Raw genomic sequence first — 16001 nt, forward strand, 5'->3', positions numbered from 1 at the left:
GCAGGAATGCGATATTGGAATTATATTTGTGATACACTGTACAAGTAAAAATAGTATTATGATACCAGAAAACAACAAAGAAGAGCAGAATGAAAGGCTAAGGGAAATGAATTATAATCCTGAGGAAGATATCTTTAATAAGGACAAAACAGTTCCGCTAGATGCCGATGGAAACCCTATACTGGATGAAGAAGAGCATAACGAATACGATATGGAAATGGATCTGGATGTTCCCGGTTCCAACGCTGATAACGACAGCGAGGAGATAGGTTCCGAAGATGAAGAAAACAACTACTGGAGTACCAGTGACAACGATGATGATCACGAGGAGCAGAATGACGATCTGCTAGAATAAACCAAGACTGCCAATAAGCAGTCTTTTTTTTGACCCAATGACAATGGTTTCCACAGTCTGACATATTTTCATAAAAACGCCATTAGTTTTTATATATTTGATTATAAATAAAACTATGGAGAAAAAACTGAAACTCTGGGATGCCGTGATGATTGTGATGGGGTCTATGATAGGCAGCGGAATTTTTATTGTAAGCGCCGACATTATGCGAAATCTAGGATCAGGCTATTGGTTAATTGTCGTATGGATTATCACTGCTCTAATGACGGTTGCAGGCGCATTAAGTTACGGAGAATTATCCGCCTTATTCCCCAAAGCCGGAGGCCAATACACCTACCTTACAGAGATATTTGGCAGGCCAATGGGATTTCTTTATGGCTGGGGAATGTTTACTGTTATCCAAACAGGCACGATTGCAGCAGTGGCAGTTGCGTTTGGCAAATTCACCGCTTATCTGGTGCCGAGCCTTAATGATGCAGCGCCCATTTTCCAAAGTGGAAGTTTCAAAATCACCTGGATCCAGATTTTAGCTATTGCGGTAATCCTTTTTCTGACCTTCGTTAATACAAGAGGTGTCCAAAGTGGGAAGATCCTTCAAAATATTTTCACTTCTTCAAAAGTCATTGCGCTTCTTGGGTTGATTATCCTTGGATTTGTTTTGATCTCACACTCCAATTGGAGTTCTAATATGAGTTTTGGTTGGCAGGCTTTCCAAAACCTAAAACAAACCAGTTGGCAAACCATTTCTGGGGCCACTCTACTGGGTGGCATTGCCGCTGCTATGGTAGGTTCTGTTTTCAGTTCTGTCGCTTGGGAAAATGTGACTTTTATCTCCGGCGAAATAGAAAATCCAAAAAAAAATGTTGTGAAAGCAATGATCCTTGGTACCTCTGCTGTGATGGTTCTCTATCTTTTGGTGAATTTTGTTTACCTCAATGCGCTAGACAGGGATTCTATCGCCTTTGCTGCCAATGACAGAGTGGCCGTTGCGGCAGCCGAAAAAATGTTTGGCAACGCTGGAACCATCATCATTGCAGTTCTTGTTATGATTTCGACTTTTGGCTGTGTTAATGGCATTGTACTCGCCGGTGCAAGGGTTTTCCAGACGATGGCAAAAGACGGACTATTCCTAAAGCCAGCCATCGAAAACAATAAAAATGGCGTACCCGAAAAATCCCTTTGGATGCAGGGGATTTGGGCCAGTCTACTTTGTCTCAGCGGCCAATATGGTGATTTGCTGGACATGATATCCATTGTCATCGTATTATTTTACATGATTACGGTCTTCGGTGTCATATGGCTTAGAATCAAACAACCGAATTTGGAAAGAGGTTACAAAACATTTCTTTATCCTTTTACACCAGTTCTTTATTTATTGGTTGGTACAGGATTTTGTATTTTGCTTTTCATCTACAAACCACAATACACTTGGCCTGGATTGGGATTAATTCTATTAGGTTTACCTGTTTATTATTTTATTAACAAGAAAAACAAATCGGCACAAGATTAAATATCATCGTCAGATTGATCTTTATCGATAACATTGATAAGCATTTTTTTAAGTTTTTGGAACGTGAATGAACTGGTTAATAAAATCACTCCTAATAGGATAAATGCAATGATTCTTGAGATATTATCCATCTCCCAAATATCATAAAAGTAAAGTTTTATAACCATCAAACCTATCAGGATAAAACCGAATTTTGTAAAGACAGACAAAGATTTGCGGATACCGATATAAATAATGGAAACCCCAATAATTGCCCATATTATCGGTAACCAAAAGACGATAAATTGCTGTGTTAAATCTTCAAAAAGTGCAGTGGTTTTTGAAAAGATAATATAAAGATGGTTAATCTCTAGGCACAAAACAAGAGATAATGTTATTAGACTAATCCAAACAGGATATGGTTGCTTTTTTTGATTAGCAGCAATCAGGATTTTTCTTAAAGTAAAAACCAGAGGAATAAAGTATAGGAGATAAAATCCATAAAATACCATCGAATTTCTAAGCACATCAATTGCATCTTCCGAAGTTGCAAAACTCGTCAACAAAGCAACAAAAGCAAATATCAAGTAATTAACCAATGTTCTTGCATCTGCTGTCGCCTTTGTCAATTGTTGTAAAATTGAAATTACAAAACAGTAATAAATACTGTACAACAACAAAATGATAAAAATCCTTGTATAACTAAAATGCTTGATGTGATAGCCTATCTCAAATAAAAACGATCCATAAAACAGTATAATACTGCTTAGCATAAGAGTCGATTGAAGTGCAGTATTGTCTGTAGCATTCTTACGGCGGTTGAGCAGCCAAAGATTAAAAAGTACCGATAAACCTGTCAACAAACTGGTAAGAAATACTTTGTTAAAAATGAGGCTCAAATCTTCTTCTTCATAATATTGATACCATGTAAAAACCTGAGCCATTACCAAAAGCACAAATATAAAACCGAAGAATTTCTTAAAAACATCATGACCTGTTTTCAGCCAAAGATAGAATAATAAGCAGCTTTCGATAGCCCAGAAACTTGTTATAATAAAATTATTAAGATAAACAGCAACCGCAAAGGTGACCAAACTAATCACCAAACCAGAAAACACCGAAAATAACAAATGACTGCCAGACCTGATCTCTCTTATTAATAATAATGCATTGACTATTGCAAAAGATATTGGGATGAGAATAATTGGTTCGTAATCCAGTAATTTGAAGGTGGAAATTAATTGGCCAACCGTAAAAATATTGACCAAGACCAACATGACAATATCAAATTTTTGCAATTTCCTTCCCCTGAAATAATCTAACAGAGCGAATGCGTAGATAACAGCGTAAAACAAATATAGATAAACAGTACTAATGATCTGCGGCTTGTAAAGAATCCAGGAAAAAAAGTAGATCATACTAATGATAAAGCAAACCCAGCCCAAGCTTTTCCAATTTTTAAGAAATGTAATCACCAGCATTCCAAAATTGAGAAGCATGATATAACCTAGCAGAAATGTAAAATTATCCGCCCCAGAGCTGGCCATTAGCGGAGCACAGAATCCTCCAATCACAGCAATCAAAATCAAAGACTGGCTATTATACAAATATGCCAGTGCAATTGCCAATACTGTGATAAGGGTTAAAATTAAAAAGGTAACAGTTTGAGAAAACAGATGATACTGCCGAAATCCCAATGTTATACTGAAGTATAGCATAACCAGTGCACCACCAGTCAAGATATAAGAAAAGATCTTATAATTTTTTCTCAAGAAAAACCCGATTGAAGCAATGCCAACACCAGCCAAAATACCTATGGCAACACGCGCCGTCTCACCAATCCAATCCCTATCAATGGCGTATTTTACAAAATAACCCATTCCTAATATGAGCGTTATAATCCCTAAAATACTTAGGATATTATCTTGTATAAACGCCAAAAGCTGCGAGAACCAATCTTCCTTCTGAATTTGTGGAGTTTCAGAAATAACTTTTTTCCGAAGGTTGGTTTCAAGTGGTACTTCATCAGGCAAATCAACGTTTTGCTCTTTTAAAATTTCTATTGGTTTTTGAGCAGGAATATCAGTAGGAGCTGTATTTTTCAACTCAGAAATTTGATGTTCCAAATCAGTAATTCTACCTGATAATTTGTTATAGAAATAGTAGGCAATCAGTAGAAATAAAAGAAATAAAGCGAAGGTCATCCGTTGTTTTGTTTAAGATCAAATTATCTTAACAAAAATCAAACCTAAGATTGCAGCAAAAACTCTTTATAATTGCCGAGAAACTTAACATCTGCTCCAAGAGCACGCAGTTCTTCCACAGAATTGATGTACAAAGGATCATCCCAGCCGCCCACAACAGTTACAAAAAAGAAGTAATTGCCTAGACCCGTTTTCAACGTTCTGGATTCTATCTTGCTAAGGTTCATCTTGCGCCATGCAAATACTGATAGCACCTGATGTAGCCCACCAGCATGGTCTTTGGGAAGTGTTATCAAAAGTCCGGTTTTCTTTCCAGAAGCTTTTAAACCTAAAGCCAGTCCCTCTTCGTTAAGCGCTGAGGATGACGTTTTTGAAATCACAATAAATCTTGTATGGTTCTGTTCAAAGTCCTGAATATTCTCATCAATAATATCTAATCCATACAGTTTTGCAGCAAATTTGTTGGCTACGGCGGCTATCTTACGGTCAGGATTTTCAGAAACGCGCTTGGCCGCAGCAGCTGTTGAGGCAAAATCCTGCTTGGGAACCTGCGGATATTTGTTATTCAGGAAATTGAAACTTTGTGCAAGAGCCTGCGGATGAGAATAGATTTTTTCGATTTCATCAGCATTTTTCTGACTAGGGTTGATCATCAGCTGGTGCGCAATGGGCATTACTGCCTCGGCCTCTATACTAATATCAGGCGTCTGAAAAAGATAGTCCAATGTCATAGAAACTGTGCCTTCTATCGAATTTTCCAAGGGAACCACTGCTCTGTCCACCTCATTATTTTGCACAGCTAAAAAACAATCCAAAATATTGTTTTTCGGGATTAGTTCTTCATTTGGGAATAAATGGGTTGCAGTTAACTGCGTAAAAGAAGCTTCGGGTCCTAGGAATGCTATTTTCATTTTTAAAATTAAAATAACAAAACTACATTATAATAATGATTTCCCGAGAATAATCAGGCTTCTTTTTTCGCTATCAAGTTCAGCGATATTTTTGAGATTGCCCCACAATTCAAAACCTAGTTTTTCAAACAAAGTCAAACTGGGTAGATTATGGGAAAATATAAATGCGAGAAGGTTTTCGATTCCGAGCTTAGGTGCTTTTTCGATACAAGATTCCAAAATTTGTTTACCAAAACCTTTTCCACGGGCATTTTCTGAAAGATAAATACTGATTTCAGCTGTTTTCTGATAAGCCGGCCTCCCATAAAAATCCTGAAAACTGACCCAGCCAATGGTATTTTTTTGAGAATCCTCAACCATCCAAAGCGGACGAAATTCAGCATTGTGCTGATGAAACCAATCGACTTTTCTCTCAACAGAAACGGGTTCCAAATCAGCAGTAACCAATCGTGACGCCACCGTAGAATTGTAGATCTCCACAATCTCCGGAAGGTCTTCTAAAGTGGCATCTCGAAAAGTCATATTTGTTATTACTTAAATTGTAAGATTATTGATTTGCAAAATCGTTTTTACAGTTTTGTGATTGGTCAATTTAATGATTTTACAGTTTTACAAATCAACAAATTAAACAATTGAATTAAACGCCTGTTCCAAATCTGCAATCAGATCTTCTGCATCCTCGATTCCGACACTTAACCTTACCAAATCATCAGTAATCCCAAGAACAGCTCTTTTATCTGCTGGGATGGATGCGTGCGTCATCATTGCAGGAAGGTTCGCTAAAGATTCTACGCCACCCAAAGACTCTGCCAGCGTGAAAACTTTAATATTCTCCAGGAATTTAATCGCATCTTCTTTTTTACCGGACTTAAACGTGAAAGAAACCATTCCGCCAAATTCCGTCATTTGCCTTGTTGCCAAATCATATTGTGGATGAGAGGATAATCCCGGGTAATAGATTTTATCTACCAAAGAATGATTCTCAAGATATTTGGCCACTTCGAAACCGTTGTCGGAATGTCTTTGCATCCTCAATGCCAGAGTTTTGATTCCTCTCAAAACCAGATAAGAATCGTGAGGTCCTAAAATTCCGCCGCTCGCAAACTGGATAAAATGCAATTTATCGCCCAACTCTGCATCTTTTGCAATTAAGGCACCGGCAATTACATCAGAATGGCCGCCCAAATATTTAGTTGCAGAATGCATCACAATATCAGCACCTAGATCCAACGGTTTTTGGATATAAGGCGTAGCAAACGTATTATCAACCGCTACCAGAATATCTTTTCCTTTCACCGTATCGGCCACCATTTTGATGTCAACCAGTTTCATCAACGGGTTGGTTGGTGTTTCAAGCCAAATTAGTTTGGTTTTCTCGGTAATAACACTTTCCAATTCCTCAACATTCTCAAAACCGATAAAGGTGAATTTAAGCTGGTATTTCTCGAATAACCTTGTGAATAATCGGTAAGAACCGCCATACAGGTCGTCCACAGCAACCACTTCATCACCGGGATTTAACAGTTTAAGGACACAATCTATGGCAGCCAGACCGGAACCGAAAGCCAAACCTCTCGCACCGTTCTCAATGCTTGCCAAACTGTCTTCCAAAGCCTGTCTTGTAGGATTGGCACCTCTGGAATATTCGTATCCGAAAAGCAATTGCCCAGGACTTTTTTGTGCGAATGTGGATGTCAGGAAAACAGGAACATTCACAGCACCTGTTGCCGGCTCGTGGTGTTGCCCACCGTGTATTACTTTTGTATTGAATTTCATAATATTTAATTTTCCAATATAACAATGTATCAGTTTACCAATGTCATTAAGATTGCTAAATTGTTACACTGGTTTATTGTTACATTATTTTTTTACATTTTTATAGCAGATTTCACAGCAAATTCTTCTGCAACTTCGGCCAACCATTGCGCAACGTCTTCTTCGCTGGTTGCTCTTTCGTAAGTGTGTCCGATGGAAACTAAAACCTGATGGAAAAACCGTTTCATCTCATCCACAGGCATATCTTTTGTCCAAAGGTCGATTCTAAGCGCTTCCATAGCTTTGCTGTCCCAAACAGAAATCATTGCGGCTTTGGTTTCTTGTCTTTTGATTCCACCGTCTTCGGCTTTCCAAAACATTTTTTCCGGGACGTGGTTATCGTCCAACTCTACATCTATAACTATTTTTGTTTTTTTCATTGATTTTATTCTTAATATTTAGATTCTTTTTGAACACAAAGTCCACAAAAATTTTTTATTCACTCTAACTCTCAAACCTTACTTCGGTCTGTAATCCGCAGCATTAAAGATTTCTGTTGCATTCTTTTTCAAAAATACAGGCAATTTTTCTTCGGGATGCGCTTTCAGATAATGTCTGCAAATCTGCCAGCCTGTCCAGATGGCAATCTGTGGGGAACTCTCGCGGTCAACTTCGGTATAGAATTTTGAGAAAGGTCCGGGCGTAATAAACCGTTCGGAAAGATTGGGATCCGGGCTGAACAGCAAATCATTTTCGACAAAATAATTCCAAATGTTGGCTTCGTTGGCAACAGCCCACTGGTATTGCTCTTTGGTATAATTGATTTTCAGATTATCCGGTACATTGGGTAAAAAAGCATCCTGCAAAACCTGTATTTTTCCCTGATAAACCATCTGATCCAGAAATTTTTGCTGATCTACAGGTGCAGGAACCAGCCTTGCCGCAAAAAATGCTGAAATCTTCGGAACCAAATTGTCTGGATTCATTGATTTTTGAAAATACAGTTCCAGACCTTTATAGTTTTTGTTACCGTCTCCCATAAAAGCAGTAATATCTACAAAAAGCATATTCTGGTCTTCCCTCAAAAAAATAGGATCTATCACGTTTTGCGGATCGACTACTGATGAATAAAGGTAAATATGAGGCGGAACAAAATTGGGAAAGTAATTTTTGATATGCGAAAACAGGTTCACCAGATCTTTGTTCAGTTTTGCTTTATCAATTTTGTAAATGGCTTCTTTATAAATTCGGATTTCTGCGGTGTCTTTTCTACGCTCACCAAAGTCTGCATCGGGCACAGAACCTTGGAACCACGGATATTTTTTCTTGAAATCTTCTAAATTAACTGCAGGATTATAGAACTCACCGGACAAATCTGTGACCGTCACTTTATTTACAGGATTTTTGATTTCGATGTCCCATTGGTTCGTGTTTTCCTTTTTGCAGGCAGATAAACCGAAAACAATTATCGCCGAAAAACAGATATATCTGAAAAAGTTCATTATTTTTACATTCATATTTAGGAAAAGCAAAAATAAAGTTTTTGAAACAGTTAATGAGAAAGGAAAGTTCATAATTTTAGTTAATGTTTCAAAAATGGCGCAGCGCGTGAGGGCGGAGGGCACTGTTGGAGCTCCTCGCCTAAGCGAGAGCGACTGCCCGCAGACCGACCTTTTTGTAAGCTTTGGGAAAGCATTGGCACAAAAAGGGCACGCCAAAAAACAGATTTTAAACTTGAAAATAAAAATAATGCAGACAAAAAAAGTTATCGATCATATTGTCAACTGGCTCAAAGATTATGCAACGAGCGCCAAAGTAAACGGCTTTATTGTTGGGGTTTCCGGCGGGATTGACTCGGCTGTGGTTTCAACGCTGGCAGCAAAAACGGGTTTACAAACCCTGGTTTTGGAAATGCCAATCCGTCAAAAAGCAGATCAGGTGGACAGGGCGCAGGACCACATCGAATTTTTAAAATCCAATTTCCCCAATGTGGAAGGTTTTACCGTTAACCTCACCGATGTTTTTGAAAGTTTTGAGGCAACCGTGGACAATTACAAAGAAGGCGCATGGAGCAAAAACCTGGCTTTGGCCAATACGCGTTCCCGCTTCCGTATGGTAACGCTGTATTATTATGGTCAGCTGAACGGACTTTTGGTAACAGGAACCGGTAATAAAGTGGAAGATTTTGGCGTTGGTTTTTATACGAAATATGGCGATGGCGGCGTAGATATTTCCCCGATTGCAGATCTTTACAAAACGCAGGTTTATGAGATTGCAAAAGAACTGAATATCTTGGAAAGCATCCAAAAAGCGGCACCTACAGATGGGCTTTGGGATGCCGATAAAACCGATGAAGACCAGATGGGCGCCACTTATCCCGAACTGGAATGGGCGATGGAACAACAGGCCGCAGGTAAGAAACCGGAAGATTTTGACGCAAGGCAGAAGGAAGTCTTGGAAATCTACCTGAAACTGAACAAAGCTACCCAGCATAAAATGAACCCCATCCCGGTTTGCAAAATCCCTCAGGAATTAAAATAATCTTTTCTATCAACCAAATCTTCCAATATATGACCATTAAAAATCTACTTGCTGTCTCAATCGGTTTGATTTTCACGTCAGCATCTTATGCTCAGGAAACCCCAAAAGAGGAAATCCCAGCAACGCCCACAGAAATTGTTGACCGCCTGAATATCCCTGGTCCGCTGACATTTGACAGCAACGAATATTTCCTGACCTGGAGCAAACAAAATTCGGCGACCTGGGCGCAGCAGCAATATTTGCTGAGAGATGACGATTTTAAAAACTATAAAGAGTTGATCAACATCTCCTACTTTGATAAAGAGATTGATATGGACAATGCGGTGAGGCAAAAAGTGGATTATGTACAAAACAGGAAAGACCGCTCGCAGGACAAATATTCTTTTGTAAATGTTACAGAAAGCCCGGACGGCAAAGAGATTATCGTAGATTACCTGGTAACCGTTGTCCCAAAAGATGGCGAATCTTATGCGGAATATAACTTTGACAGATTCAAGAATTATGATGCTGGCGGCAAAAAATCATTTGTTATTTTCTCCTATTCCAAACGATTGCCAGGCGACTTGAAATATGCCGTAAAATCCCTGTCCAAAGACCGAAGCCGCCTGATGGAAGCTGTGATCACTACTGCTATCCCGCCAGTAACTTATAAGCCAACCGCTGTAGAACCTAAGAAATAAACAGAAGTTAGATTTTAAATGTTAGAAGTTAGAAATGATGATAAGTTTTACATCAGGCGCTGTATAGAACTTGCCGGGAAAGCCCTTGGGCAGACATATCCTAATCCTTTGGTTGGATCCGTGATTGTCCATAACGGGAGAATAATTGGTGAAGGTTTCCATAAAAAAGCTGGCGAAGCGCACGCAGAAATCAATGCGATCAATTCGGTAAAGGATGAAGATTTGCACCTGATCCCAGAATCTACAATCTATATTTCATTGGAGCCTTGCGCACACTTTGGAAAAACACCGCCCTGCGCCCTTAAAATCAAAGAACTGGGTTTCAAAAAAGTAGTCATTGGCGCTATGGACAGCCATGATAAAGTGAACGGAAAAGGTAAAAAAACCATTACCGATGCTGGCATAGATGCCATTTCCGGCATTTTGGAAAGCGATTGCAGACAACTTAACAAACGTTTTTTTACTTACCACGAGAAAAAAAGACCGTTTATTATCCTAAAATGGGCGCAGTCTGCAGACGGTTTTATGGATAAAAACTTCAAACCTTATCAAATCAGTAATGCACTGTCAAAACAATTTGTCCATCAGATGAGAAGTGAAGAGCATGCGATTTTGATTGGGAAAACCACCGCACTCCATGATAACCCGAGTCTTACAGTAAGGGAAACAGAAGGGAGAAACCCTATTAGGATCCTGATAGATTTTAATCTGGAAGTTTCCCAAGATTTTAATATTTATAATGATGGAGCGGAAACAATTATTTTCAATTCCGTTAAAGATTGGGAAGAGAAAAACCTGAGATTCATCAAAATAGAAAAAGAAAACCCACTCAATCACATCCTGGAACATCTTTACAAGCTCCAAATCCAATCCGTGATTATAGAAGGTGGTCGGTTTACACTGCAACAATTTATTGATCAAAACCTTTGGGACGAAGCGGTCATTTTTAAAAACCCTAACCTGATTTTGGAAAACGGTACCAAAGCACCTGAGTTTAATTTCAGTCCCCAATCCAGCGAAAACCTGAGAGAGACACAGGTTTTATTTTTCAATAACAGCAGCTTTCAATAAGTTCAAACTTAAAAAAATCGAGGCTGAAAAAATTTTCCTTAAATTCGCATCTTCAATAGGATGCTCATCAACTTCCTGCAAAATAAAATGTTCTTATGAAAAGTCTGAGTGCGCCTGTAAAAGGTTTGGTTTTTTCTGTTTTGGCTGTAGTTTTGGCTTTTGGTATCTATTTCCTCTTCCTAGCCAAACGCAACTATTACCTGGTGGATAACCCAACTCCGGAGACTTTTTATTTTAAGCTGAACAATGGCGAGCAAAAAATTCTCTCTGCCGGCCAATACCTGAAAGTGGACCTTAATAAAGGAAAAAATAACATTCAGGTTTTTGACCAAAATAAAAGGATGATTTATGATTCTGCTTTTACAGTAGAAAAAATTCGCGGCCTTATCAATATCACACACAAAGATTATTACATCAATAATCAGTACTATGGCTATGGTCTTAACAAAGATTCTTTGATGGCCACAAAACCAGGTATCGAGATCGATCATAAGATGTACATTGGCGATGTGAAAAAGACCAACCGCCTTTACACAGAAGATTTTTATTATAACCTGGATGAAGATTATGACCGCGTTATCAAAAATGTGGCAAAAGTGGAGAGCCGGTCCAAGATTTTCAGGAAACAGGATTTTATCAATTATTATAACAATTACTATAAATTTTAATTTCGGGATAAAAAATATTTTATCAGTTATCATTTATCAACAATAACAATGGATCACAACAACGTAACGCCTTACAATACCGAATACAGCAAAAAAAGCCAGGTAGAAGATATGTTTGACAATATCGCGCCTAAATATGACCTCCTGAATCATGTTTTATCTATGAAGATTGATGTCCTGTGGCGAAACAAACTGGTTAATATGCTGAAAAAGGATCAGCCGAATTTGGTTTTGGATGTGGCAACAGGCACCGGGGATCTGGCAATTGCCGTACAAAAAGGTACCAATGCCCACGTTGTAGGCCTTGACCTTTCTCAACAAATGCTGAATGTAGGCATTGATAAAATCAAAAAGCTGAATTTGCAGAACAGCATCAGTATGCAGAAAGGTGATGCCGAACAACTTCCCTTTGAGGACAATAAATTTGATGGTGTTACCGTTGCATTTGGAGTAAGAAATTTTGAAAGCCTGGAAAAAGGATTGTCGGAACTTAGAAGAGTCGTAAAAGAAAACAGAAGCATTTATATTTTAGAATTTTCTAAAGTTGAAGGTTTTCTAGCACCATTTTATATGTTTTATTTTAAGAATATACTGCCTGCCATTGGGCGTTTGGTTTCTAAGGATAACCGAGCATACACCTATCTTCCTGACTCGGTGAATGCTTTCCCGTTTGGCGAAAAGATGAAGTCTATCCTTTTAAAAACCGGTTTCAGCAAAGTAGAATACACAAAATTAAGTTTAGGAATAGCCACCATTTATAAAGCCACCAAGTAGATGAAGCAGCGCGTTATCAGGATCGTCTCATTGTTCGTCATAGTTGTGGGGAGCCAAAGCCTCCAGTCACAGACTTTCAACAATCTTTTTAAGACAAGAGACAGGCAGGACCATCTGGAGGATTTTGATTTGCAGAAATTCAGCTGGGGATTTTACCTAGCCGGTAATAATTTTGATTACAAAATGGTCCTGAATCCTACTTTTGGGATGGATGGCAACCAGAGTCTTGTAGAATCCAAACCTGCCTATAGTTTTGGTGCCGGGTTAATTGGGAAAATGCGGCTTAATGAATTTTTTGACCTCAGGATAGAGCCGGGTTTGCACTTTGTTCAGCGGGATTTAACGTTCAACACCTTTGATCATGTCAACAAATTATATCCTGGCGGATATCCAACGCCGGACGGCTCATTAACAGAAGTTATTTCCAACCCCACCGAAGCGCACATGAAAAGATCGGTAAAATCTACTTATGTGGATATCCCTGTTATGCTGGAAGTACATGGTGACCGCTGGTATAACTCACGGCCTTACGCTGCTGCCGGGATTAATTATATGATGAACCTGCAATCCAACGAAACTTCTGAAGGTGACAACAGCGTGAATACTTTCCGTACGACAACGCACAACTTTGGCTGGTCTGCAGAGATTGGTATCCAGTTCTATTTTAGCCGTTTTAAGCTGACACCGGCTTTGCGGGGAACATTTTTCACCAATAATGAGCTGGTACAGGATAAGCCAACTACTCCTCCCTACTGGTCATCAGCCATCTCTACGATGCAGACAAGGGCATTTATGTTTGTACTAAAATTTGAATAAAATCACAAGAGCTTTCCTGAAGCTCTTTTTTTATGCAGATATTGGACTACACATTAAAACATGACCTCAATTCAAGCAATTTATAAATAAATAATACAGATTAGTGAACTTTAATCACTTATCAATCAAACAGAAACATTTCTATTAACAGAAAAGCGCAATATCCTGTACAATCATCATTAATTTTTCCTATTTTTGTAAAAGTTAGAATTAACTCTGGTGATGCTAAGCGAATTAGAAAACAATTTTACTGTGCTGGAAAAGAAGATTCTCAGTCTGTACAAAAGCTACAGGAATCTTTCCGAAAAACATGCAGAATTGTCTGACGAATTGCAAAAACTGAAGGATGAGTATGGTGAGGAAAAACGCAGAAACCAGATATTGGTAGAAGAAAATAAAGAATTAAAGCTCTATTCGGCAATATCAGGAAACGCAGAACACAACAGGCTGATGAAAAACCATATCAACAGGCTGGTAAAAGAAATTGACATGTGCGTCTCCGAATTACAAAACAACGGTTTATAGCAATGGATTTTAGAAGAATTACCATCAATATTGCCGGACGTAATTATCCGCTGAATGTGCCTGCTGCTGAGGAAGAAACCCTCCGCAAAGTAGGTAAACAGATAGAAACCATGATTAAGGATTTTGAGGCGAGCTTTGATGTAAGAGACAAACAAGATGCTCTTGCCATGTGCGCCTTGAAACTGGGAACCAATGCAGAAGTATATTCTTTAAACAACGAGAAAAATATAAAAAATACAAACGAGCGTATTACCAAGATTAATACACTTTTGGAACAGCTGGAGAAGTAATTCCTCGGCTTACAAGTTGCCTACAATAGTTCTAACACAAAGAAGTAAACTCAACAATTAAAAATTACCGGACGAAAGTTCATTTGATGGCGTGCTGCCTTGCGCAGATTACAGAGAATGAAAATCAGTTCAAATCGTGTTTTTATGGAGTTTACTCTATAACTGAACTGTTGTAGGTTTTTTTTATACCCGTTTTACAACGGATTAAGTACATTTTAAAAAAATTAAAATAACATGTAAAAGTCATTGTACATCCTACATTGTACTTTTTACAAATAAAAGAGAGACAATTAAAACTCAATATATATAAATTTATGGACACAATAACCATTATCATCGGTGTTGTAGCACTTATCATCGGAGCCATAGCGGGGCTTTTCTTCGGAAAGAGTTCTCTTAATTCAAAAGCTCAGTTTGTTGTAGAAGATGCGAAGAAAACAGCCGAAAACATTATAGAAAAAGCTAATGTACAGGCAGAAGCAGTAAAGAAAGAGAAACAACTGCAGGCGAAAGAAAAATTCTTGGAACTCAAATCCCAGCATGACGCCGACATCCAGTCCCGCGAGAAGAAAATGCAGGATTCTGAAAAAAGAATCAAAGACAAAGAAAGCAAGCTAAACGACGAACTTAGCAAAGCCGGAAAACTAGAAAAAGACTTGGAACGACAACTGGCAGATTATAACAAAAAGCTGGATGTTGTACAGAAAAAACAACACGAGTTGGATGTAGCTACCGCGCAAAAAGTAGAAATGCTGGAAAAAATCTCCAACTACTCTGCCGAAGAAGCCAAAAACGAATTGGTAGAATCTTTGAAAGCAGAAGCCAAAACAAAAGCTCAGGCGCATGTACAGAGCATCATGGAAGAAGCACAGCTAAATGCTAAAAACGAAGCCCGTAAAATCGTCATACAAACCATTCAAAGAATTGGTACAGAACAGGCGGTTGAGAACTCAGTTTCTGTATTTAATATAGAATCGGATGAGATCAAAGGTAGGATTATCGGCCGCGAAGGTAGAAATATCCGCGCCTTGGAAGCTGCCACAGGAGTAGAAATAATTGTAGACGACACACCCGAAGCTATCCTTCTTTCTTGTTTCGACCCTGTGAGAAGAGAGATTGCGCGATTGTCCCTCCACAGGTTGGTAACAGACGGAAGAATCCACCCGGCGAGAATCGAGGAAGTGGTGGAAAAAACCAGAAAACAAATCGAGGAAGAAATCATCGAAGTGGGTAAAAGAACCATCATCGATCTTGGTATCCACGGCCTTCACCCAGAATTGGTAAAAATCGTAGGTAGGATGAAGTTCCGTTCTTCTTATGGTCAAAACTTGCTACAACACTCCAGAGAAGTGGCCAACATCGCAGCTACTATGGCGGCAGAATTAGGATTAAATGTAAAACTGGCTAAGAGAGCCGGCCTTTTACATGATATAGGAAAAGTTCCTGAGCAGGAATCCGAATTGCCTCACGCACTTCTTGGGATGCAATGGGCAGAGAAATATGGTGAAAATGCAGAAGTTATCAACGCTATCGGGGCTCACCACGACGAGATCGAAATGACCTCTCTCCTATCACCAATCATTCAGGTAGCAGATGCCATCTCCGGTGCTAGACCAGGTGCAAGAAGGCAGGTTTTGGAATCTTATATCCAAAGATTAAAAGACCTTGAAGCTGCAGCTTTAAGTTTCGAAGGTGTTTCCAGTGCTTACGCCATCCAGGCTGGTAGAGAACTGAGAGTAATGGTAGAAAGTGGAAAAGTGAACGACGAAAACGCACACCAATTATCTTACGACATCTCGGAGAAAATCCAAAATGAACTGACTTATCCTGGACAAGTAAGAGTCACAGTAATCCGAGAAACAAGAGCGGTGAATATCGCGAGATAATCCAGACTTAGAAATAAATTGTAAAGGCTTCCAGAT

The 16001-nt window shown here is 38.9% G+C and carries 17 protein-coding genes; 11 read left to right on the forward strand and 6 right to left on the reverse strand.

All coding sequences use genetic code 11. From position 1 onward, the window contains the following. The first annotated feature begins 58 nt into the window (after positions 1–58). Together AC00Y6_RS08930 and AC00Y6_RS08935 are read left to right on the forward strand one after the other, a co-directional pair. Positions 59–355: a hypothetical protein gene (locus AC00Y6_RS08930; protein ID WP_474490270.1), complete on the forward strand. Its 297-nt coding sequence runs from the start codon at positions 59–61 to the stop codon at positions 353–355. Positions 356–470: 115 nt separating this feature from the next. Next, complete coding sequence (locus AC00Y6_RS08935; protein ID WP_474490271.1) at positions 471–1865, forward strand: APC family permease; 1395 nt, start codon at positions 471–473, stop codon at positions 1863–1865. Here AC00Y6_RS08935 and AC00Y6_RS08940 read toward each other — a convergent pair. The 6 genes from AC00Y6_RS08940 to gldB all read right to left on the reverse strand — a co-directional run bounded on the left by AC00Y6_RS08940 (position 1862) and on the right by gldB (position 8216). Continuing rightward, positions 1862–4048 carry a DUF2339 domain-containing protein gene (locus tag AC00Y6_RS08940; protein ID WP_474490272.1) on the reverse strand — a complete coding sequence of 729 codons (2187 nt, stop codon included), beginning with the start codon at positions 4046–4048 and terminating at the stop codon, positions 1862–1864. The genes AC00Y6_RS08935 and AC00Y6_RS08940 overlap by 4 nt on opposite strands. A gap of 44 nt (positions 4049–4092) precedes the next feature. After that, entirely contained in the window at positions 4093–4959 is an 867-nt protein-coding gene (gene pheA, locus AC00Y6_RS08945; RefSeq protein WP_474490273.1) for a prephenate dehydratase, read from the reverse strand. A gap of 27 nt (positions 4960–4986) precedes the next feature. Next, positions 4987–5481 carry an N-acetyltransferase family protein gene (locus AC00Y6_RS08950; RefSeq protein ID WP_474490274.1) on the reverse strand — a complete coding sequence of 165 codons (495 nt, stop codon included), beginning with the start codon at positions 5479–5481 and terminating at the stop codon, positions 4987–4989. A 102-nt stretch (positions 5482–5583) separates the two neighbouring features. Then, positions 5584–6735: a cystathionine gamma-synthase gene (locus AC00Y6_RS08955; RefSeq protein WP_474490275.1), complete on the reverse strand. Its 1152-nt coding sequence runs from the start codon at positions 6733–6735 to the stop codon at positions 5584–5586. 92 nt (positions 6736–6827) lie between these two features. After that, entirely contained in the window at positions 6828–7154 is a 327-nt protein-coding gene (gldC, locus tag AC00Y6_RS08960; protein ID WP_474490276.1) for a gliding motility protein GldC, read from the reverse strand. Positions 7155–7232: 78 nt separating this feature from the next. Next, positions 7233–8216, reverse strand: a complete 984-nt coding sequence (gene gldB, locus AC00Y6_RS08965) for a gliding motility lipoprotein GldB (RefSeq protein WP_474490277.1) — start codon at positions 8214–8216, stop codon at positions 7233–7235. Between the two features lie 247 nt (positions 8217–8463). Here gldB and nadE point away from each other — a divergent pair, with 247 nt between their 5' ends. From nadE to rny, 9 genes are all read left to right on the forward strand, one after another. Next, a complete protein-coding gene (gene nadE, locus AC00Y6_RS08970; RefSeq protein ID WP_474490320.1) occupies positions 8464–9255 on the forward strand; it encodes an NAD(+) synthase in 792 nt (263 codons plus the stop codon). 29 nt (positions 9256–9284) lie between these two features. Beyond that, complete coding sequence (locus tag AC00Y6_RS08975) at positions 9285–9935, forward strand: hypothetical protein (RefSeq protein WP_474490278.1); 651 nt, start codon at positions 9285–9287, stop codon at positions 9933–9935. An 18-nt stretch (positions 9936–9953) separates the two neighbouring features. Then, on the forward strand, positions 9954–11006 hold the full coding sequence (gene ribD, locus AC00Y6_RS08980) for a bifunctional diaminohydroxyphosphoribosylaminopyrimidine deaminase/5-amino-6-(5-phosphoribosylamino)uracil reductase RibD (protein WP_474490279.1): 1053 nt from the start codon (positions 9954–9956) through the stop codon (positions 11004–11006). Positions 11007–11101: 95 nt separating this feature from the next. Continuing rightward, positions 11102–11674: a hypothetical protein gene (locus tag AC00Y6_RS08985; RefSeq protein WP_474490280.1), complete on the forward strand. Its 573-nt coding sequence runs from the start codon at positions 11102–11104 to the stop codon at positions 11672–11674. 48 nt (positions 11675–11722) lie between these two features. Further along, complete coding sequence (ubiE, locus tag AC00Y6_RS08990) at positions 11723–12448, forward strand: bifunctional demethylmenaquinone methyltransferase/2-methoxy-6-polyprenyl-1,4-benzoquinol methylase UbiE (RefSeq protein ID WP_474490281.1); 726 nt, start codon at positions 11723–11725, stop codon at positions 12446–12448. Next, on the forward strand, positions 12449–13264 hold the full coding sequence (porT, locus tag AC00Y6_RS08995) for a type IX secretion/gliding motility protein PorT/SprT (RefSeq protein WP_474490282.1): 816 nt from the start codon (positions 12449–12451) through the stop codon (positions 13262–13264). It begins immediately after the preceding gene. Positions 13265–13486: 222 nt separating this feature from the next. Then, positions 13487–13789, forward strand: coding sequence for a hypothetical protein (locus AC00Y6_RS09000; RefSeq protein WP_474490283.1), 303 nt, complete (start codon positions 13487–13489; stop codon positions 13787–13789). A 2-nt stretch (positions 13790–13791) separates the two neighbouring features. Next, the gene (locus AC00Y6_RS09005; RefSeq protein WP_076782530.1) at positions 13792–14079 is read left to right on the forward strand and encodes a cell division protein ZapA; all 288 of its coding nucleotides are present in this window, start codon (positions 13792–13794) and stop codon (positions 14077–14079) included. Between the two features lie 314 nt (positions 14080–14393). Beyond that, a complete protein-coding gene (gene rny, locus AC00Y6_RS09010) occupies positions 14394–15965 on the forward strand; it encodes a ribonuclease Y (RefSeq protein WP_474490284.1) in 1572 nt (523 codons plus the stop codon). Positions 15966–16001: the final 36 nt, after the last annotated feature.

This window comes from Epilithonimonas sp. (assembly GCF_056329745.1).